This window comes from Flavobacterium sp. AG291 (genome assembly GCF_003350375.1).
Taxonomy (GTDB): Bacteria; Bacteroidota; Bacteroidia; order Flavobacteriales; family Flavobacteriaceae; genus Flavobacterium; species Flavobacterium suzhouense.
This window is the reverse complement of the sequence record NZ_QQAR01000002.1, coordinates 54,338-74,891: the sequence shown is the minus strand read 5'-3', so window position 1 is coordinate 74,891 and position 20,554 is coordinate 54,338. Positions and strand designations below refer to the sequence as shown.

At 35.0% G+C, this 20,554-nt stretch carries 21 protein-coding genes; 7 read left to right on the top strand and 14 right to left on the bottom strand.

Translation table 11 applies throughout. The features are described 5' to 3' along the window. Nucleotides 1-19 precede the first annotated feature (19 nt). Nucleotides 20-448, top strand: coding sequence for a nuclear transport factor 2 family protein (locus DEU42_RS02350; protein WP_114756678.1), 429 nt, complete (start codon nucleotides 20-22; stop codon nucleotides 446-448). A 47-nt stretch (nucleotides 449-495) separates the two neighbouring features. Here the strand turns inward: DEU42_RS02350 and DEU42_RS02345 are convergent, their stop codons facing one another. From DEU42_RS02345 to DEU42_RS02325, 5 genes are all read right to left on the bottom strand, one after another. Further along, nucleotides 496-1,923, bottom strand: coding sequence for an L-serine ammonia-lyase (locus DEU42_RS02345; RefSeq protein ID WP_114756677.1), 1,428 nt, complete (start codon nucleotides 1,921-1,923; stop codon nucleotides 496-498). A gap of 272 nt (nucleotides 1,924-2,195) precedes the next feature. Beyond that, nucleotides 2,196-2,663, bottom strand: coding sequence for an acyl-CoA thioesterase (locus DEU42_RS02340; protein WP_114756676.1), 468 nt, complete (start codon nucleotides 2,661-2,663; stop codon nucleotides 2,196-2,198). 61 nt (nucleotides 2,664-2,724) lie between these two features. After that, the gene (locus DEU42_RS02335) at nucleotides 2,725-3,312 is read right to left on the bottom strand and encodes a Crp/Fnr family transcriptional regulator (protein ID WP_114756675.1); all 588 of its coding nucleotides are present in this window, start codon (nucleotides 3,310-3,312) and stop codon (nucleotides 2,725-2,727) included. Nucleotides 3,313-3,358: 46 nt separating this feature from the next. Continuing rightward, nucleotides 3,359-4,576: an RsmB/NOP family class I SAM-dependent RNA methyltransferase gene (locus DEU42_RS02330; RefSeq protein WP_114756674.1), complete on the bottom strand. Its 1,218-nt coding sequence runs from the start codon at nucleotides 4,574-4,576 to the stop codon at nucleotides 3,359-3,361. A gap of 64 nt (nucleotides 4,577-4,640) precedes the next feature. Then, nucleotides 4,641-5,513: an AraC family transcriptional regulator gene (locus DEU42_RS02325; RefSeq protein WP_114756673.1), complete on the bottom strand. Its 873-nt coding sequence runs from the start codon at nucleotides 5,511-5,513 to the stop codon at nucleotides 4,641-4,643. 92 nt (nucleotides 5,514-5,605) lie between these two features. Here DEU42_RS02325 and DEU42_RS02320 point away from each other — a divergent pair, with 92 nt between their 5' ends. Next, nucleotides 5,606-5,968 carry a DUF983 domain-containing protein gene (locus DEU42_RS02320; protein WP_114756672.1) on the top strand — a complete coding sequence of 121 codons (363 nt, stop codon included), beginning with the start codon at nucleotides 5,606-5,608 and terminating at the stop codon, nucleotides 5,966-5,968. A gap of 179 nt (nucleotides 5,969-6,147) precedes the next feature. Beyond that, nucleotides 6,148-7,197, top strand: a complete 1,050-nt coding sequence (locus tag DEU42_RS02315) for a WD40/YVTN/BNR-like repeat-containing protein (RefSeq protein WP_114756671.1) — start codon at nucleotides 6,148-6,150, stop codon at nucleotides 7,195-7,197. 195 nt (nucleotides 7,198-7,392) lie between these two features. Here the strand turns inward: DEU42_RS02315 and DEU42_RS02310 are convergent, their stop codons facing one another. The 3 genes from DEU42_RS02310 to DEU42_RS02300 are packed head-to-tail and all read right to left on the bottom strand — an operon-like array spanning nucleotide 7,393 to nucleotide 8,824. Further along, nucleotides 7,393-7,833, bottom strand: a complete 441-nt coding sequence (locus DEU42_RS02310; RefSeq protein WP_114756670.1) for a sensor of ECF-type sigma factor — start codon at nucleotides 7,831-7,833, stop codon at nucleotides 7,393-7,395. 4 nt (nucleotides 7,834-7,837) lie between these two features. Beyond that, nucleotides 7,838-8,251 carry a hypothetical protein gene (locus tag DEU42_RS02305; RefSeq protein WP_114756669.1) on the bottom strand — a complete coding sequence of 138 codons (414 nt, stop codon included), beginning with the start codon at nucleotides 8,249-8,251 and terminating at the stop codon, nucleotides 7,838-7,840. A gap of 30 nt (nucleotides 8,252-8,281) precedes the next feature. Then, nucleotides 8,282-8,824: an RNA polymerase sigma factor gene (locus DEU42_RS02300; protein ID WP_114756668.1), complete on the bottom strand. Its 543-nt coding sequence runs from the start codon at nucleotides 8,822-8,824 to the stop codon at nucleotides 8,282-8,284. A gap of 203 nt (nucleotides 8,825-9,027) precedes the next feature. Here DEU42_RS02300 and DEU42_RS02295 point away from each other — a divergent pair, with 203 nt between their 5' ends. The 3 genes from DEU42_RS02295 to DEU42_RS02285 are packed head-to-tail and all read left to right on the top strand — an operon-like array spanning nucleotide 9,028 to nucleotide 11,088. After that, on the top strand, nucleotides 9,028-9,684 hold the full coding sequence (locus DEU42_RS02295) for an HAD family hydrolase (protein ID WP_114756667.1): 657 nt from the start codon (nucleotides 9,028-9,030) through the stop codon (nucleotides 9,682-9,684). Then, nucleotides 9,684-10,340, top strand: coding sequence for an HAD family hydrolase (locus DEU42_RS02290; RefSeq protein WP_114756666.1), 657 nt, complete (start codon nucleotides 9,684-9,686; stop codon nucleotides 10,338-10,340). The genes DEU42_RS02295 and DEU42_RS02290 overlap by 1 nt, the downstream gene beginning before the upstream one ends. A gap of 58 nt (nucleotides 10,341-10,398) precedes the next feature. Further along, on the top strand, nucleotides 10,399-11,088 hold the full coding sequence (locus DEU42_RS02285) for an aspartyl/asparaginyl beta-hydroxylase domain-containing protein (protein WP_114756665.1): 690 nt from the start codon (nucleotides 10,399-10,401) through the stop codon (nucleotides 11,086-11,088). On the opposite strand, the gene DEU42_RS02280 is transcribed toward DEU42_RS02285, so the two are convergent. Genes DEU42_RS02280 through DEU42_RS02270 form a run of 3 tightly spaced genes read right to left on the bottom strand, consistent with a single transcriptional unit; the run spans nucleotide 11,085 to nucleotide 14,606 of the window. Beyond that, nucleotides 11,085-12,791 (bottom strand): carbamoyltransferase C-terminal domain-containing protein, encoded by a 1,707-nt coding sequence (locus DEU42_RS02280; RefSeq protein WP_114756664.1) that lies wholly within the window; start codon nucleotides 12,789-12,791, stop codon nucleotides 11,085-11,087. The genes DEU42_RS02285 and DEU42_RS02280 overlap by 4 nt on opposite strands. A 59-nt stretch (nucleotides 12,792-12,850) precedes the next feature. After that, on the bottom strand, nucleotides 12,851-14,134 hold the full coding sequence (locus DEU42_RS02275) for a cryptochrome/photolyase family protein (protein WP_114756663.1): 1,284 nt from the start codon (nucleotides 14,132-14,134) through the stop codon (nucleotides 12,851-12,853). A 10-nt stretch (nucleotides 14,135-14,144) separates the two neighbouring features. Continuing rightward, a complete protein-coding gene (locus tag DEU42_RS02270) occupies nucleotides 14,145-14,606 on the bottom strand; it encodes an SRPBCC family protein (RefSeq protein ID WP_114756662.1) in 462 nt (153 codons plus the stop codon). Nucleotides 14,607-14,753: 147 nt separating this feature from the next. Between DEU42_RS02270 and DEU42_RS02265 the strand changes: the two genes are divergently transcribed. Continuing rightward, nucleotides 14,754-15,608, top strand: coding sequence for a DUF2911 domain-containing protein (locus DEU42_RS02265; RefSeq protein WP_114756661.1), 855 nt, complete (start codon nucleotides 14,754-14,756; stop codon nucleotides 15,606-15,608). Nucleotides 15,609-15,672: 64 nt separating this feature from the next. Here the strand turns inward: DEU42_RS02265 and DEU42_RS02260 are convergent, their stop codons facing one another. From DEU42_RS02260 to DEU42_RS02250, 3 genes are all read right to left on the bottom strand, one after another. Continuing rightward, a complete protein-coding gene (locus DEU42_RS02260; RefSeq protein WP_114756660.1) occupies nucleotides 15,673-17,379 on the bottom strand; it encodes a sodium:solute symporter in 1,707 nt (568 codons plus the stop codon). Between the two features lie 156 nt (nucleotides 17,380-17,535). Continuing rightward, on the bottom strand, nucleotides 17,536-20,022 hold the full coding sequence (locus tag DEU42_RS02255) for a PIG-L family deacetylase (RefSeq protein WP_114756659.1): 2,487 nt from the start codon (nucleotides 20,020-20,022) through the stop codon (nucleotides 17,536-17,538). Nucleotides 20,023-20,026: 4 nt separating this feature from the next. Further along, nucleotides 20,027-20,554 carry a mechanosensitive ion channel domain-containing protein gene (locus DEU42_RS02250; RefSeq protein ID WP_114756658.1) on the bottom strand — a complete coding sequence of 176 codons (528 nt, stop codon included), beginning with the start codon at nucleotides 20,552-20,554 and terminating at the stop codon, nucleotides 20,027-20,029.

The following is a 20,554-nucleotide window of genomic DNA, read 5'->3' as shown; positions in this document are numbered from 1 at the left end:
TAATAAAATCATTTGAATCATGAAGAAAATAATTGTTATCCTGTTGCTGTTTTGTGTTCAAATAACTGTTGCTCAGGAAGCTGAAATTAAGAAAAGCATAGCTGCTTTTTTTGAAGGACTGCATACCGCTGATACACTAAAAATTAAATCAGTATGTAAGGATTTAATCCTTCAGTCTGTTTCAGAGAAAAATGGAATGATAAAACTTCACAACGAACCCATAGATGAGTTTTATAAATCGATTGCTTCAATACCGAAAACAATGAAAATAGAGGAGAGGCTGCTGGATTATAAAATACAAGTTGACGGAGCGATGGCTCATGTTTGGACACCCTATGAATTTTATATAAATGGAAAACTAAGTCATAAAGGCGTGAATTCATTTCAGCTCTTTAAAGATGGTGAAACATGGAAGATCATTTATATAATTGATACAAGGAGAAAATAAAAATAGCCGCTATTATGCGGCTATTTTTATACTTTAAATAATAAAAGTTAACAATCTGCATTGTTGACAGTTACAGCAAGACCACCTTCTGATGTTTCTTTGTATTTATTATTCATATCCTGGGCCGTTTGCCACATAGTATTTACAACCTTATCCAATGGTACTTTAGCATTTTTAGGATCGGTTTCAAGGGCAAGCTCGGCAGCATTTATGGCTTTAATTGCACCCATAGTGTTACGCTCAATACATGGTATCTGTACCAGTCCGCCAATAGGATCGCACGTCATACCTAAATGATGCTCCATGGCTATTTCAGCAGCCATAAGACACTGTTCTGGAGTACCTCCCATAACTTCACAAAGTGCTGCTGCAGCCATTGCAGATGATACGCCAATTTCTGCCTGGCATCCTCCCATTGCAGCAGAAATAGTAGCTCCTTTTTTAAAGATACTTCCAACTTCTCCTGCTACCATAAGGAATTGTTTGATGTGGCTTTCGTCTGCATCATGGTTTTCAATTACCATATAATACATCAACACAGCCGGTATTACACCAGAACTACCATTTGTAGGAGCCGTTACAACACGACCAAGTGCAGCGTTTACTTCGTTTACCGCAAGTGCAAAACAGCTTACCCATTTTAATATCTGGCGGAATTTAACCTCCGTTTTACGAATTACCTGTAACCATTCCTGCGGCGAGTTGTATGGCAGTTCGCCAATAAGGTTTTGGTGCATATCAAAAGCCCTGCGGCGTACATTCAATCCACCCGGCAATATACCGCCAGTGTGGCATCCTGTATACATACACTCAAGCATGGTATTCCACACACGCATCAATTCATGATGAATCTCTTCTTCAGTACGTATGGATTTTTCATTCTCATACACAATTTCTGAAATACTTTTGTTTTCAGTCCTGGTATAAGCCAAAAGTTCATCAGCCTTATCAATAGGGAAAGGGAAGGCACATTTTATAATAGCGTTTTCTTTTGCGTTTGTACGTTCTTCCTTAACCACAAAACCACCGCCAATAGAATAGAAGGTAGATTCATATTCCTGTCCATCTTCGGTATATGCAGTAAACATAAAACCATTAGCATGGAAAGGTAGGAAGTTTTTATTGAAAACGATATCTGTATTTATAAAGAAAGGAATTGTTCTTTCCCCACCCAGATTAAGCTGGTATGATACACTTATCGTATCTATGATAGATGAAATACTATCAATAGGCACATATTCAGGATCAGCACCGCTAAGGCCAAGCATAACAGCAAGGTCAGTTGCGTGGCCTTTCCCTGTAAGGGACAAAGAACCATAAAGGTCAACCTTAACACGGTTTACCGAATCAAAAATACCTTCTTCGCGAAGTTCTTTCAAAAAGCGTTCGGCACCACGCCAAGGTCCAAGGGTATGAGAACTGGATGGTCCCACACCAATTTTGAGCATATCAAAAACGGAAATACATTCGTTCATAGCAGTTTATAGCAATTCTTGTAAAGATAGTTTATTTGCAGCCTGTAAAGGTATATAAATTGTCAAAACTACAACGATGTAGCAATAAAATTGTTTATTTAATAAAATGGAAATAACAAAGAGGTTTGAAGATGTTATATTAGTCGATTAATTATCGACAAGTATAAACTTCAATTCTTTCATTGGAGGACAATAATAATGCAAAAGGAAATTATTATAAATAAAACTTCCGATTTCCCGGGAGTCACGATTTAAAATAGAGGAGACTAACACTATCTCCTTATAAGCATCGCAAGCTTTTCGTTAAGCGAATTGACTTCCTGCAATGTTGTGTTTTCAATGGGTTTAGCAAGCTGAATAAACCAATCGGGATGTTTATCACGCTTACCTGTCTGCATATTTATATGAATGAATTTTGTCCATAATAATGCTTTAAGTTGTGTTTCCTGCTCGTTCCACATAGACATTTCTACAAGTAAAGTATCGTCAGAAAGTTTTAAAAGTAAGGACTTAATACAAACGTTTTCATTATACAGGGCAGGAGCAAGGTATACTATCTCATGTTTATTGACCATCCAGCCACAGCCTTTTTCATAAAGCATTGTCATACTTATATCATGAAAATCTTTGAGATGATCTTCACGAGCATTGAGCATATAATCTATATAGCCCGAATTATGTAGGTGTTTGAAAGAATCACAGTCGGTAAAGCGAATTTTGTAAAACGTTTTTGGTTCCATTTGCAGTTGTTTTTAATACCACAAATTTGGATTGTTGCCTAATCTTTTCCTTTGACAAATATCAAAAAGTCACTTTGGCCCGGATTCTGCTTAAAGTTTCCTGGGTAATACCCAGGTAAGAAGAAATAATTCCAAGCGGTACACGCTGAAATAGGGAAGGGGTGGTTTCTAAAAGAGAATTATAGCGCTCTTCAGCTGATTTAAATTGCAGATTACTAAGCCGGTTTTGAAGCTCAACAACATCTTTTGTGATGATATACCTGCCGAGGCGTTCTATCTCGTGGTGCTCGTCATAAAGTTTTTCCAGTGTTTCGTAAGGCATAGTCCAGATGATTGAAGGCTCTAACAATTCAATCTGTCTTCCATCAGGTGTATTAGTCAGGTATGCTGCCATGGAACAGGTAAATGAATTCTCAGCACAGAATCTTTCAGTAACTTCTTTGCTGTCTTTTAGGTAAAAGGTTCGGGTCAGGCCTTTTTCAAGATAATATACACTTTTGCATATTCCATTAAAAGGAACCAGTACATGGCCTTTTGGCAGCGAAAGCTTGGTCATATTAGACAATACTATTTGCCTGCTTATAGGGTTAAGCTTTACAAAAGGTGCAATGCTATCAAAAAAACTGACTGGTTTTATCGTATTTTCCATACCCAAAGTTAGAAAATAAAAAACCTCCCGATTGGGAGGTTAGATATTATTTATTCTTTCTTTCAAGCAGTGCCATATAAAAACCGTCAAATCCGCTTTCTGATGCTAATACTTTCTGGTCTTTTATAAAGGTAAATTCTTTTCCGATTTCAGTTTTAAGGAATTTTTCAACCTGTTCCTGATTTTCTGAAGGTAGTACCGAACATGTAGCGTATACCATTTTCCCTCCCGGTTTTACAATTTTAGAATAGCTTTCAAGCACTTCTGCCTGTACTTTTCTGATATTGTCTACAAACTCAGGCTGAAGTTTCCATTTACTGTCAGGGTTACGCTTAAGTACTCCTAATCCGCTACATGGGGCATCGATAAGTACACGGTCAGCTTTTTCATGAAGTTTCTTAATAACCTTTGTGCTGTCAATAATACGGTATTCAATATTGAAGGCACTATTTCTTTTTGCGCGAAGCTTAAGTTGCTTCAGTTTACTTTCGTAAAGATCCATTGCAATAAGCTGACCTTTATTCTGCATTAACGAAGCCATGTGTAATGTTTTACCTCCTGCACCGGCACAGGTGTCAACTACACGCATACCAGGTTCTACTTCAAGAAAACGGGCTACAAGCTGCGACGATGCATCCTGAACTTCAAACAATCCTTCTTTAAAAGCATCGGTAAGGAATACATTTGCTCTTTCTTTAAGGATAAGTGCATCAGGATAATCCTTTTCAATTATAGTATCAATGTTTAAATCCATCAGGATAGCTCTAAGCTTCTCTCTGGTAGTTTTAAGTGTGTTTACCCGAAGTATTACTTTAGCCTGTTCATTTTGTGCTGCAAGCTCAGTTTCCCATTTCTTTTCGCCAAGTTCTTTTACACCAAGTTCGTCCATCCAGTCAGGAATAGACTCCCTGAATTTCCTTATCTTAGAAAGCTCATCATAACGGCCTTTGATACGACGCACAGGAGTTTCCTCGAAATATTTCCAGTCCGGCAGGGTGATACCTCTTAGTACCGCCCAAACGGCAAAAATCCTCCATAATTTATCACGATCTAACGGATCCTTTACTTCAGCAATTTCCATGTAAAGTCTTTTCCATCTCACGATCTCATATATAGTTTCGGCAACGAACTTTCTGTCGGCGCTGCCCCAACGTTTATCTTTTTTTAGCGCACGGGCCACAACTTTATCAGCATATTCGCCATCGTTAAAGATAAAGCCCAGTGAATCGATAACCGTAAAAACTAAATTTCTGTGTAATCTCATTTTTGTAAATTGAAGCTGCAAAGGTATCAATTTTTAAGGAGATTGCCTAAGCTGTTGACAAGGCTTAATACCTTTTCAGAAAAGCCGATGGGGTAGTACCTGTTTTCTTTGTGAAAATTCTGGAAAAATAAGCATAATCATCATAACCTAAAGAATAGGCAATATCAGCAAAACCTTGTTTTTGAAGTATTATTTCCTTTTTAGCTTCCAGTATTACACGTTCCATTATTACATCCGAAGCCGTCTTGCCAACCACTTCCTGTGATATCCTGTTAAGATGTTTAGATGTTATACTCAATATATCTGCATAGGCTGAAGGTAACTTAATATTTCTGAATTCTTTTTCTACAAGCTCCTCAAAAGCCCTGAATTTACTATAATATTTATCCTTATTATTTATCACTCCGGGATTACTGAGAATATAAGTACGAGTCGATAAAGAGTAAATAATATCTATATAGCTAATAAGCATTTCTTTAGCCAAAAAGGCGTTGGCAAGATATTCTTTCAGCAGCATTTCAAAAAAAGGCAATAGTGTTTTAAGCTTTACATTGTTCAGATAGATACATGGATTACTATATATACTATAGTAAAAAGGAAAAGAACTTATACTATTGTTAGTGTAGTGCAAATCGTAGAAGCTTTGTGTATGAAGGAAAATATACCCATCGGTATCATCCGACAATTCCCAGTGATGAGTCTGTCCCGGATTTAGAAAGAACAGAGCCCCTGGCTTTACCTCATAACACGTGAAATCGACTTCATGAATGCCTGCTCCTTTAGTAAACAAAACAGTTACATAAAAATCATGTTTATGTGGTAAATGAATATCCTTATGTCGGGTAACCAAATGATCTTTTAGGGTGTTAGTATGAAATTCCTCGGTAGCGTCATCAAGATGGAACTGCTGTATATTTAATATGCTTACTTTTTTCATAATACTATAGAATGTCCTAAAAGTACAAATTATTGAGTAGATATACTATTTATTCAAAACTCTGTCATGACTAAATTTGTAATAAAAAAAGTATGTCACAGTTAACAGATATAATGAGCGAAAAATGTCCTAAATGTGGTGTAGGACATGTGTTTTCAAAAAAGGGAAATCCTTTACTTTTTCAAATCCCCAAAATGAATGAACACTGCAGTGAGTGCGGGCATAAATTTGAACGCGAACCAGGGTACTTTTTTGGTTCAATGTATGTAAGCTATGCTCTAACAATAGCAGAGATGGTAGGGGTGTTTATAATATCACGTTTCATTTTTGGTTTGAGTTACGTAAATATTGTAATCGCAATTGGGATTATATCATTTCTTTTAGGAGCTTTTAATTTCAGGTTATCAAGAATGCTATGGATTTACATGTTTGACGGAAGACATAAGCAGGCTTAACAGCATTTTTTTTCGACGAATTACATGTTTTAAAAGGAGCTCTTGATGGCTCCTTTTATTGTATTCAAAAGCTTTTTTTACGACTTTTTCACAAAATATAAGTTATTTGTATATAAAATTCACTTAACCTTAGATAAGTATGTTGTTTTTTTAGTATATTAGCAAACCAAATTTATCTGATGAAGAAAGTGTTATTTTTTTTAGTGACAGCTTCTTTTTTCTCTTGCAAAAAGGAAGAAAACAAAGATTTCAAAGCTTCTTTTACAGCTGTTACTATTGATACACTTTTAAATGAAGAAATTAGCATAAGGGCAATTACTCCCGATAACGATAAACTTTGGTATGCCGGTAGTAATGGAAAATATGGATGGGTGTCACTTAGTGGCGGCACTAATTTTAATGGTGTAGCAGTTCAGGACTCTATACTTCCCGAATTCCGAGCCATTGCCCAAACAAAATCTGATATATTTATAATAAATGCCGGCTCTCCTGCATTACTTTATAAAATATCTAAAAATGGTAAGCAGGTAAAACTTGTTTACACAGAAATGGGTGAGAAGGTGTTCTATGACAGTATGCAATTTAGAAATGATAGCGAAGGGATGGCTATTGGCGATCCAACAGATGGATGTCTTTCTATAATTATGACTAATGATGGAGGTAACACCTGGATAAAAAAGAATTGCGGTACAATACCAGGAACAACTGAAGGTGAGGCCGCTTTTGCTGCCAGCAATACAAACCTGATTTTAAAAGGAAATAAAACCTGGATAGCATCAGGAGGAAAAAAGTCGAGGATTTTCTTTTCTGATGATAAAGGAAATAACTGGAACGTGTTTGGTACACCAATAGTTCAGGGTAGTGAGATGACCGGTCTTTTTTCTGTTGATTTTTATAATGATAAAATAGGTTTTGCTGTAGGCGGTGATTATGAACAACCTAATAAAAACAACGCGAATAAGATAATTACTGAAGATGGAGGTAAAACATGGAGACTTATCGGAGAAAACAAAGGTTTCGGGTACGCATCATGTGTTCAGTATTTACCCGATAGTGACGGAAATGAATTAATCACAGTAGGCCCTTCAGGCATTTACTATTCCTTTGACAGGGGAGAAAACTGGAAAAAAATCGCAGACGATACAACACTGCACACCATACGATTTAAAGATAAAAAAACTGCTTTAGCAGCAGGTAAAAATAAAATTATCCGATTATCATTTAAATAAATTTAATTATAATCGAAATTACAGGCGGATTGACGGTTGAGAAGGTTTCTTTGAAAAGGCTGAAAATTGTAGGTTATGAGGTTATATAAAAAGAGAAAGAGAAGCTGTAACTTCCCTTTCCCAAACTTAAACTAAACATAAACTAACTAATTGGATAATCATCCCGATTACGCCAATTAACTTTCATAAACTACTTTAATCTTTTTTGCCTTTGTATTTACTAAGAAGAAGCTTGTTGAAATCGTCTTCCGCTTTTCTTAATTTTAATATCTTTTTTGGACCTATAACAGGTTTTAAATCATTAATCAATTTTTTGTGAAGATTAAATATTTCTTCTTCCGCTGTCTCAAGAAGTATTAGGTTAGTAAGAGCTTCTTTTTGAGAAAGAGCATCAATACCACCCTTTTCTTCTAACTTATTGTTTATAGGACGTATTTTATTATGCCTTATTTCATATTCTCTTTCTTCACTATTCAGGTACAAAGGCCAGAATTTTTGAGATTCAGCAGCCGTAAGATTAAGGGCTGCAGCAATCCTTGCAGATTTTAACTGCTTTATCTGATCTCTCTTATCGGCCTGTCCAAAAGAAAGGAGTGTAAGTAAAACTAGGATTGATAATATTTTCGTTACTTTCATAGTTTTAATTTGTTTGATTAGATAGGTATTCAAAGTCAATATTTTCTTCTATCAGCTCATCACTGATATTTTCAACAGCCTGCTCATTTAATTCTTTAATATCATCAGTACTAAGATTAGCTAAAATATCAGATGCTTCAATCCCTGATTGATTTAAAATATAATCTTCAGAAATTGATACAGATGACAAAGAAGGTGCTTTCGACTCGTGCTTTGTGAGTATTAAAGAAAAAGATAAGACTAGAGCTGCCGCTGCAGAAGTAACCCATACCGGTTTTCTTCTGTACAAAGGAATTACTTTGACCTCTTCAACAGGGATATTCATCATTATCCTTTCGGAAAGATTTTCGAAATATCCATCAGGGGTTTTAAAACCTGATTTAATTGTATCCCTATTATCTAATTTAAAATCGTTCATACTTCTTAGACTGAATTAAATTAAAAAAGTTTAATTGCTATTAATAAAATCTTCAATTTTTTTTACTGCATGATGGTATGAAGCCTTCAAGGCTCCCACGGAAGTGCCTAATATCTCGGATATTTCATCATATTTCAGGTCTTCAAAATATTTCATTTTAAAAACCAGTTGTTGCTTTTCCGGAAGTGACGCTATAGCTTGCTGAAGTTTTAATTGCATTGCATCACCTTCAAAATATTCGTCTGCCTCTAAATTTTTTAATACTTTTTGCTGAACCTCCTCATTAGTAATGTTACTTTTTTTTGCTTTGGAGCTAATAAAGGTTATGGCTTCATTAGTTGCAATGCGGTAAACCCAGGAAAAAAGTTTACTTTCTCCTTTAAAGTTTTTTAAATTCTGAAATACTTTAATAAAAGTATTCTGCAGGACATCATCTGTATCGTCATGATCGATAACTATATTTCTTATGTGGCTATACAGAGGCCTGCTGTATTGGGATACAAGTTGCCTAAACGCTGATTCCTGCGTTTTTGGATCTAGCAATAAAGCTATAAAGGCCTTCTCGTCCTGCAAGTTTAGAATTGTTTTTAAGTAAGACTAAAAATAGAATAAAAGGTTTAATTATTAACGATATTCCATTTTAATCACAAAGGTTTAACAAAGCACTAAATATAGGGCTTTTAAAAATGGTAAAGCTATTAAATTAACATCAGGTTATAGGATTGATTGTGACTTTTTAATTTTGATGTTGTACTTTTGCGCTTTATAATATATTTATGATTAAGACAGTAATTTTTGATATGGACGGCGTTATAGTTGATACTGAACCTGTTCATCATTATGCTTACCATCAACATTTTAAACATCTTAATATTGATGTTACTCAGGAAATGTATGCTTCATTTACAGGTAACTCGACTAAGAATGTTTACCAACGCCTAAAGGAAACTTTCGATATTCTTGACGAAGTTGAGGATTTGGTACAAAAAAAACGCTCACTTTTCAATGATGCTTTTGATGAAAAAGAAGACCTGGATTTACTTCCCGGTGTAAGAGAGCTTATAGTGGATCTTCATTCAAACGGAATTCAGCTTATCCTTGCTTCATCAGCGTCTAAAGTTACTATTGAACGTGTTTTCAACCGTTTTGACCTGCATAAATATTTCACTCATATTGTAAGTGGTGAAGATTTCCCTAAATCAAAACCGCATCCTGCTATTTTTGAACATGCAGCTTCACTTTCGATTGCTCCTAAAGAAGAATGTATCGTTATTGAAGACAGTACTAACGGTATCAAAGCAGCTAAAGGTGCAGGTATATATTGTGTTGGCTACATGAGCGAGAACTCACACTTACAGGAACTTGCAGAAGCAGATATGGTTATAAATCATTTTAATGATCTTAATGCTGAAAAAGTAAAAGCACTTAAATAATGGTAAAAGCAGTAATCTTTGATATGGATGGGGTAGTGGTAAACACCGAGCCTATTGGATATCGCGCTAATCAGGAATTATATAAATCATTAAATATTAGAGTTTCCGATGATGTTTATGGAACTTTTATTGGCAACTCTGACAAAATGATTGTGCAAAAACTAAAGGATTTGTATTCAATTTCGCTTAGTCATGAAGAATTGCTTAACGAAAAATACAGACATTACTTTAATGCTTTTGACACGGCAGAAGATCTTGAAATGCTCCCGGGTGTAAAAGACCTGATTGTTGACCTTTATGAAAATGGAATCAGGTTGATCCTTGCATCTTCAGCTTCTAACAGAAAAATTGAAAAGGTTTTTACACGCTTTGGATTACATCAATATTTCGACCATGCAATAAGTGGCGAAGACTTTGAAGAATCGAAACCAAATCCTGCAATTTTCATAGAAGCCGTTCATAAGTCGGGATTTCCTAAGGAAGAATGTATTGTTATTGAAGACAGTACCAACGGCATCAAAGCAGCCAAAGCAGCCGGAATTTTTTGTATTGGCTATAATAGTGGCCATACAATGGGTCAGGATACTTCACTTGCTGATATGGTAATTACCGACTTCGCCCAATTAAGTGCTGATAGCATTAAAAAAACTTTATAATTGTTAAAATATTAATCCAAAATACTATCTTTAATCATAACAAGATAAAGATAGTATTATGGATAAATTAGTGCGTTCTATAAAGTTTCCTTTCTCTTTCGATACTAAAAAACTAAAGGATGATTTTAGAAAAGTAGTTAACTTTGACTGGGTAGATCATTATAATAAGAGTGATTATAACGGCAAATGGGCTTCGATAGCACTACTTTCTAAAAATGGAAATTACGACGCCATTAATGCCTTAACTAGTAATGAACCTTTATTACCGACAGAAGTATTACAGTCCTGTGCTTACTTTAACGAAATCCTGAATAGTTTTCTTTTTGAAAAAACAGCTGTTCGCTTAATGCAACTTGACCCAGGTGCAATAATAAAACCTCATACAGATCATTGTCTTGGTTATGAAGATGGCTCTTTCAGGCTTCACATCCCTGTAATTACCAATGCCGGAGTAGAATTCATTCTTGATGGTAATCGATTGATAATGAACGAAGGGGAATGCTGGTATATTGATGCTAATTTTACACATTCTGTTGCAAACTATGGTACTGAAAGCCGCATACATCTTGTAATTGATGGTATAAGAAACGAATGGACCGATACAATGTTTTATAAAGAAGCTGAAAGCGAACGATTCGTTAAACCACAAAAAGTATCAAGCCCAGAGGAAAAAGAACTTATAATAGCCGAACTATTGAAAATGAATACACCTGCGGCTAATGCTATAATAAAAGAAATGGAAAATTAAGACGTTCGTTTTTCTAGAACATAGTTCTCCATAACCAATATGTCTAAAGCCGTTATTTTAAATAAATCGATAGCTTCTTGGGGGGTTTCAACAATGGGCATTCCTTTTTTATTCAGGCTTGTGTTGAGGACTACTGCTATTCCGCTTTGCTTATAAAACTCTTCGAGAAGTCTATTAAATAAAAGATTCCAATCTTTTTCAACAGTCTGAACCCTTGCAGAACCATTTCTGTGGGTTACATTACAAAGTTTAGAAATAAATTCAGGTCGCGTTTTATCAACCAAAATCATGTAAGGGCTATTCCTTCCGTTTATAAAATATTCACCAACCTTATTTTTTAAAACGGCTGGAGCAAAAGGACGGAAATCTTCTCTGAATTTTATATTTAGATTAATATGATCTTTCATACCTTCAATGCCCGGATGGGCAAGAATACTTCTTCTTCCTAATGAGCGAGGACCAAATTCACATCCTGACTGAAACCAACCAATTGTTTTACCATCAACAAGTTTTTTGGCACAATATTCCAACAAATCAGTTTCGTTAGAAAAAATTTGATTGCTGGTATTTTCAGTTTGATTATTCGTTATTGCTTCACTGATGTCCTTATCTGTATATTTCTTCCCAAAACAGGTGCTTCCATCATGAGTTACTTTAGTCATTCCTAAATACTCAATCCAGCCATAAAAAGCACAACCCAATGCAAGTCCATTGTCAGCAGCTGCCGGTTCTAAATATAAATTTTCAGATATCCTACTATCTTCAAGAAGGGCGTTAGCGACTGCGTTTAACGCAACACCTCCAGAATAACATAAATTTTTATGGTAGAATTTACCTATTCGATTCCCAATACATTCTAAAATGGCTTTTTCAACTTGTTCCTGAGCCCAATACGCTACGTTAGCATAGTACTCAAAGTTTTGTTTAAAATATTCATAGCCTTTAGATGGGTTAGTAAATTCTTGTTTCCAGTTATCTTTTACAAATAAAGAATTGTCAACAAATTCAAATGCTTCTGATTTAAAAACTCCGGGATTACCATAGGGAGCAAGTCCCATCAGTTTTCCCACATCATCCATATCCCCAAAAACATAGTTACTTATTGCTGCATAAAACCCTCCAATAGAATGTTCTGTAGTGGGTAAAGAAAATGTATTATTTTTTAAATCAGACATTTTACTGAAATCTTTCACTAAAGGGATTAATTTTTTACCATTAAAGTGATAAAAACTATCTTTTTCACAGACCATTTCTGTCTGATTTAGAAAAGCTTTTTCTATAAAGTCTTTCTGTTCAGGATGAATTTCTAAAAATTGATCCAAGGGACTACCACATCCATCTATCACCATAACATTACATTCATCAAAAGGGCACGTTCCAACAGCACTGTAAGCATGAGCAAGATGATGAGATATATTTATTACTTCAGGTAAATTACTTTCGGAAAATATTCGTTTACCGTTATAGTAGTTCCTTTTAGGGATCTCAAAATTAGCACATTGAACAACAAGAGTTACATCGTCAAGCGTGATACCCTCAGTGTCAAGACAATACTGAATTGCAAGAGAATCGTTGCCGCCATCATGTTTTTTACGACTAAGACGTTCCTTTTCAATACCTACACATATACGTCCATCTTTTAGTAAAACTGCAGACCCATTATGCGAAAGTCCGGTACCTAATATATATACAGGAGATTTCATTAAATTTTAATAGAAGTTTAGTTAATATTTAGTTGTACGTAAATATATACAAACCAATATTATTGTACAGCTTCTTTATAAATTTTCAAGGCTCTTTCTCTTGCCATTTTATGATCAACTATTGGTAGATAATCAAGCGATTCAAACTCCGGTACCCATTTACGAATATATTTCAGGCTTTTATCAAATTTTTTAGTTTGTTCTGTAGGATTGAATATCCTGAAATAGGGTGCAGCATCCACACCACTTCCTGCAGCCCATTGCCAGTTACCAACATTACTTGATTGTTCATAATCCAGAAGCTTTTCTGCAAAATAAGCCTCACCCCAGCGCCAGTCTATAAGCAAATGCTTGCATAAAAAACTAGCCGTAATCATCCGAACACGATTATGCATTAATCCTGTAGTGTTCAATTCACGCATTCCGGCATCAACCATAGGGTAACCGGTTTTCCCTTCGCACCATGCTTTAAATTCAACTTCATTATTTCGCCATTTAATATCATCATATTTTGGTCTGAAGCTTTTTGTGACCGTATTTGGAAAATGCCATAATATCTGCATGAAAAACTCTCTCCAGATAAGTTCATTAAGAAATGTTTCTTTTTTATTTTGGTAAGCAACACTTACTATTTCACGCGTACTTACAGAACCAAAACGCAAATAAGCACTAAGATGGGACGTGCCATCTAAAGATGGAAAATCACGCGTTTCCTGATAATCTGAAATTAATGAATCTGAAATATCAAAAGAAGGAGGTTGAATATCACTCTTTTTAAATCCAATATCGTCAAGGCTTAAAAAAGGGTAGGAGTGTTCGAAAATATTTGAGATATGTTCTATCGAAGATGATTTTTCAATGTTTTCATTTTTAAATTTTTCTTTCCATTTTTTCATGTATGGCGTATAAACAACATACGGAGTACCATCATCCTTTACTACTTCATTCTTTTCAAAAATCACACTGTCTTTGAATAGTTTAAATTCAACATTGTTATCAGATAATAATTGATTAATCTCATTATCCCTTTTTAATGCATAAGGCTCATAATCCTGATTTGTATATACTGCACTTATTGGGTTTTCATTTATTAGTTTTTTGAATACTGCTTTTGGTTCATCAAAAAAAACAGCCAGCGATTTATTATGTTCCTTTAATTCATTATTGATAGTTTCCAGGAGTTTATGAATAAACATTACTCTGGCATCATCAGGCGGTAAATCATTCAGTATATTTTTATCAAATATAAAAACAGGAAGAGTTTCTTTATCAGAGCTTAAAGCTTTATAAAGACCTACGTTGTCATTGAGGCGTAAATCACGCCTGAACCAAAATATGTTCATTTAAAATATATTATTCTATTTCTCCAAAAAGTTCTTTAAGCTTAGTTTTTCGGTAGTCAAAAATTGCTTTAAGTTTAGGTTCTACTAAAAACGGGTGCACGATTCTACCTATAAAACCAAATGGTAATTTATAATGGATTATATCCTCCATGATAACACCTCCGGGAATTTCTTTTAAAAAGTGTTTATGATGCCAAAATTTATATGGTCCGAAGCGTTGTTCATCAACAAAATATTCCTTGTTTTGAAGATGAGTTATTTCAGTTACCCATTCCACACTCATTCCAAAAAGAGGAGTTACTGTATAATGAATTACCTGACCGCTAAACATTTGCCTATCATCTCCGGATAAAGTTTTAAATCCCATTGAAGGGGGTGTAATTACGGCAAGGTTTTTGGGAGAAGAAATAAATTCCCATACTTCCTCTAAGGAAGCGCTAAGTTTTTGCGTTCTTTTAAAAGTATATAGCATAGATTTGGTGACTAAGATATAAAGGTAAGAAGGAGAATGAGATTATAACAAATATAGACTCTTATTTTTAATATTTTTTAACAATCATACACCGTAGAATTATTAATTTCGCATAGATAACAATGTAACAAAATCACAACAAATTTTATGAAAAAAATATTCATTACCGCGGCTTTTGTGCTGGCATTTATGGCAAACGGCTCGGCTCAAATAACGACACCTCAATTGAGTCCAAAAGCTGTTATTGAGCAGAAAGTAGGATTAACAGATGTTAAGATTGAGTATTCTCGCCCAAGCGCTAAAGGCAGATCTGTTTACGGAGAACTTGTGCCATTCGGAAGAATGTGGAGAACAGGTGCAAATGCTAATACAATAATTACATTTAGCAATGATGTGGTTATTGGAGGTAAAACACTTAAAGCAGGTAGTTATGCATTATACACACAACCAAAAGCAGATGCATGGGATGTGGTTTTCTATGATGACACCAATAACTGGGGACTTCCTGAAAAATATGATGATTCGAAAGAAGCTTTAAGAACATCTGTAAAACCTGAATTTTTAAGCAGAAACGTAGAAACACTTACTATCGGCGTTAACAATCTTGATACAGATTATGGATTCCTGGAAATTGCATGGGAAAAAACTATGGTAGCTGTTAAGTTTGAAGTACCTACTAAGGCTATTGCTATGAAAAGTATAGATGCAGCAATGTCAGGACCTTCTGCAAATGATTATTTTGCTGCAGCGCAGTACTACTATCAGTCAAATGGCGATCAGACAAAAGCTTTAAACTGGATTAATCAATCTATAGCAAAATCGGGAGGTCAGGATGCACCTTATTACATCTTAAGACAAAAATCTCTTATCCAGGCAAAAATGGGTGATAAAAAAGGAGCAATAGAAACTGCACAATTATCACTTGCCGGTGCTGAAAAAGCCAAAAACCTTGATTACGTAAAAATGAACAAGGACTCTATTCAGGAATGGAGTAAAAAATAAACCAAACATTATAAATAAAATGGCTGCCAATTCTGGCAGCCATTTTATTTATAAGTAGATTGTACTATTCTATGTAGGAACTTTCAGGATCATTTTTTGTCCCTATTAGCAATTGTAGTAACAATGCTATAACTATTGTTAATGAAGCTCCAATTACATTAAGCCATAAATAGCTAAGTATATCCAGCTTATAAATTATCAATACAATAGTTTGGGTTACAACAGCACTCCAAAAAATAGCTTCTGCTTTAATGAATTTAATGTAGAAGGCTACAAGGAAAATTCCAAGTACAGTACCGTAAAATATCGAACCGATGATATTCACCATCTGTATAAGATTATCAAAAAGAGAACCCATACATGCAAACAGAATAGCTATAACACCCCAAATTAGTGTAAATAATCTGGTTGAGTTTACAAAATGTTTATCGGTTTTGTCGCCTTTAACATGGCGTTTGTAAATATCTATTGTTGTGGTAGAGGCAAGGGCGTTTAATCCTGAAGCTGAAGATGACATCGCAGCAGATATTATAACAGCAAGCAATAAGCCTATTAGTCCCTTAGGTAAAAAATTAAGTATGAAATAAAGAAAGACGTAATCTTTGTCATTAGTTTCAGCTTTTTTATCAATCTGATGGATTAGTTCTTTGGCCTGATCCCTTAAATCTTTTTCCCTGCTATTCAGGGCTATCATTTTGTTATGCAGCTCTTTATTATCAAAATCTTTACTTAATTGATCGACATAAAGCATGCTTATTTCTTTTTTCTCACCAGCCACAGCATCAAGTTGTTTCTCAAGGTTATTATATTTAGACTTGTAAGCTGAATTCTCAATTAGCTTTGTATTGTTTGGATTAAAATGTAATGGTGCAGAATGGAACTGAAAAAACACAAATACCATTACTCCGATAAGTAATATAAAAAACTGCATCGGCACTTTTAAGAAACCATTCATAATAAGTCCCATTTGGCTTTCACGAACTGATTTCCCCGACAAATAACGCTGTACCTGCGACTGATCTGTTCCAAAATAAGCCAGTGCAAGAAAGAAACCTCCGGCTATCCCACTCCAAATGGTATATCTTTTCTCCGGATCGAATGAAAAATCAAGAATATTTAGCTTTTCATTTGCTCCTGCAATATGTAGTGCATTGTTAAAATCTAGTTCTTCAGGAAGCAGATCTAAAATGATAAAGAAAGCTATTATCATTCCTGTAAAAATCACAAACATTTGTTGCTTATGCGTAACATTTACGGCCTTGGTTCCCCCTGACATAGTGTAAATAATAATCATAACACCAATGACAACATTCATCAGATTCAGGTTCCAGCCTAATAAAGATGAAAGTATAATTGCTGGAGCATAAATGGTAAAACCAGTTCCCAAACCTCGCTGAACTAAAAAGATAAGTGCTGCCAATGATCTGGTTTTTACATCAAATCGCTGTTCAAGATACTCGTAGGCTGTATATACCTTAAGTTTATGATAAATAGGAATAAAAGTTATGCAGATAACCACCATAGCTAATGGTAGTCCGAAGTAAAATTGAACAAACCCCATACCATCATGATAAGCCTGTCCGGGAGTAGAAAGGAAGGTAATGGCACTTGCCTGAGTTGCCATAACAGATAAACCTACAGTCCACCATGGCGTTTCATTATTTCCTAATATGTATTCGTTAACATTCTTACTCCCTTTGGTTTTTATAGCGCCATAGGCGACAATAAACAAAAGAGTAGCCGAAAGAATAATCCAGTCTAATAGCTGCATATTAATAAATTTGCATTATAAAATAAAACAGCACGATGTAAATAATATTAAGCAAAAGCACCAGCGAGTAGCTTTTTTTCCAGCCTGCGGATTTATCTTTCATTTGTGTTTTATTTTTAGTTTTTAATAAGACTCATTTCTTGTTGGTTTGTTACATTATTTACCAATAGCAATCAGGTTTGCCATAAGCCTGTATGCTCCGGAAACTCCTTCGGGTAGCTCTCTGAAAAAGCTTAAGCCTGTATAAATGTAATATCCCTTACCGTATTTTGCGACCAATAAACCACCTTTTTTTGCTTCTTCACCTTTATCATGAGAAGTGAATATTGGAGTAAATTCTTTGCCCCATTCATCAGGATAATACAATCCCTGTTCCTGAACCCAACCTGTAAAATCTTTCTCAGTTATCTTATTAGGATAATTTAGCACAGGGTGTTTCGTATCCAGGAAATTAACTTTGGCATCTTCTTCAGTTACCCTATCTCTTGATATCCTCAATGGGTAAGGAGCTATATCTCTTGTAACTAAATCTCCGGTTGTGTTATATTGCACCACCATCGTTCCTCCATTAGCAACGTAATCAAATAATACCTGTTGTTTGAAAACTATGCCATCCAAAACATTGTAAGCACGTATACCTACAACGACAGCATCATAAGAACTTAATGTTTGCATAGTTATTACTTCCGGAGTCAACAATGTTACATTATATCCCATTTGCCTAAGGCTTTCCGGAACAGAATCTCCTGCACCCATGATATAAGCGATACTATTTCCCTCTATTTTAAGGTCGACTTTGGTAAACTTAGCTGTTGAAGGCATTAATACCTGTTGTATAGAAATATGAGGATAATTAATTATTACCTGTTCCCTGTCAAAATCTTCGCCATCAATAGTAGCTATACTTTTTGCGGTTACTTCAGAAGGACTGTCAGGAGGCGTTATTTCAAAGTTTACAATTGTTTCACTTCCTTTTCTAACAAGTTCAAACGGTATTGACGCCGGCGAAACCTTCCAACCATCAGGTAATTCTAAACGCAGTTCGCCTTTGCAATTGTCTTTTCCTGCTTTAATTTTAACACTGGCAGTTTGTCTTTTATTATCCTTAAACAACTGAACCTTATTCATTATACTTGTTGTAACGGAAGGTATAATGTCAAGAGGTTCATACACTTCCCCCTTTACAGGATCATTATATTTATAAACTATTGTACGTTCAAAAGGAATAGATACATCGCCAAACTTTACTGTAAAAGTAGCTGACATTTCCCTTATGATATCAGGAATCCCTATTTTTTGAAGATCATTTACAGTATACATTCCTTTATCTCCTTTTTCTGTCAACCAATAGGGAGAAGTAAAGTTTGCTGATTTAGGTATAACAACATCAAAAGAATTATCAACGCTTATGTTGTTAGCTAACAGTGTATCCTGTGTAATTGTTTTTCCTTCCGGATACAAAGCAACCGAACTAAGTTTCATTACAATATTGCTACGGTTAGTTGCTTCCCATCTGATCTTTAAATTGCTACCGGGCGTGGCAGACTGATTCTCGGCAGTTGCTTCAAGATAAAGACCAGTACATAATGCAATAATTTCTTTTATCTCTTTGGATTTTAAACTTTTCCAGTGTTTATCTTCAAGCTTTAAAATAGAAGAATATACTTTTAAAAGTTCAGGCACAGAAGCTGAGGGATTTCTGAAATCATAATTTTTAATTATAACTGCAATAGCATCTCCAATTGCTTTACCACCTTCAACTCGGTTCCATGAAGTATCAATTCCTTCAAAAAGGTTTTGTTTATCTTTCAGGTTATCGCCTTTAATCAGCTCAAGGTATTCCATATCGTCGCCACGAACGCCTGTAGTACCAAATCCTTGTGATTTATGTTTGCTCCTGCTTAAAGCAGCAATTTCCTGATTGGATAAACCAAGAGTAGGGTAGTAGTCTCCTGTCTGAAGGTTAATATATTTTGATTTATCTGCCTTCTCAAATTTGTCTTTCCCTCCAAAAAACCACCATGAAACGTTAAACATCACCCTTTTTGGTTGCCACAACTGTACATATTTCAGCTGTTCAGGCTCATAATTAGGATCTGCGGCGAGTGAATAGGCTTCTTGTGTCAACATAGCTGAAGACGTGTGGTGACCGTGAGTAGTTCCCGGAGAACGGTGATCAAAACGATTAATGATGATATCCGGCTGGAATTTTCTTATTATCCATACCATATCCTGCAAAACTTTTTCTTTATCCCAAATCTGGAGTGTTTCGTTAGGGACTTTAGAAAAACCAAAATCATTAGCGCGACTAAAGAATTGTTCTCCACCGTCTACCTTTCTAGCTTCAATAAGTTCCTGAGTACGGATTACTCCTAACTGCTCCCTTAATTCCAGACCTATCAGATTCTGTCCTCCATCACCACGGGTTAGTGATAAATAGCCTGTTCTTGCTTTTAATTTATTAGCCAGATAGGAAATAAGCCTTGTATTCTCATCATCGGGGTGCGCAGCAATGTATAAAGCACTTCCTAAAAAATTCAATTTTTCAAGTTTATTGTATATCTCAGCAGAAGCAGGTTTTTGAGGTTGAGTAAAACCTAAAGTGTAACTTAAAATAAATATTAATAATGATATGTTCTTCATTTAATTAGTCGTAAAATTCTTTGTCTTCCTGTCTAATTGGTACTATACTAACACCTTTTTGCAACAGTAAATTATTAGGATAAGTTATTACTTCTCCATCCCTGGTTTTTATGAGCGTATGAAAGGCTTTTATATCTTCAATCTGTCCTTCAATAGGAAAATCTTTGTCGTGTACTTTTATCACATCGCCAATACGGAAAGGGAAGCTAAAAAAAAGTATGATTCCCGAAGTAATGTTACTAAGTATAGACCACTGGGCAAAAAAAGCTACTCCAATAACTGTGAGGGCTCCTGAAATGTAAGTAAAAATTAATTCGGCCTGAAGCCCCCATATTGCAATTATTATAATGATATAGAATATCATTATAAAGAAGTTAATATATTTTGCAATAAGGTTAGTTCTGTGTTCCGATAACTCAGCAGAACGTGCATATCTTTTTATTAGCCTTTTTACTATGTAACCTACTATAAAAAAAACCGCCGATGTTATCAGGGTAATCATTAGTTGGGTATATACATAAGATTCTGACAT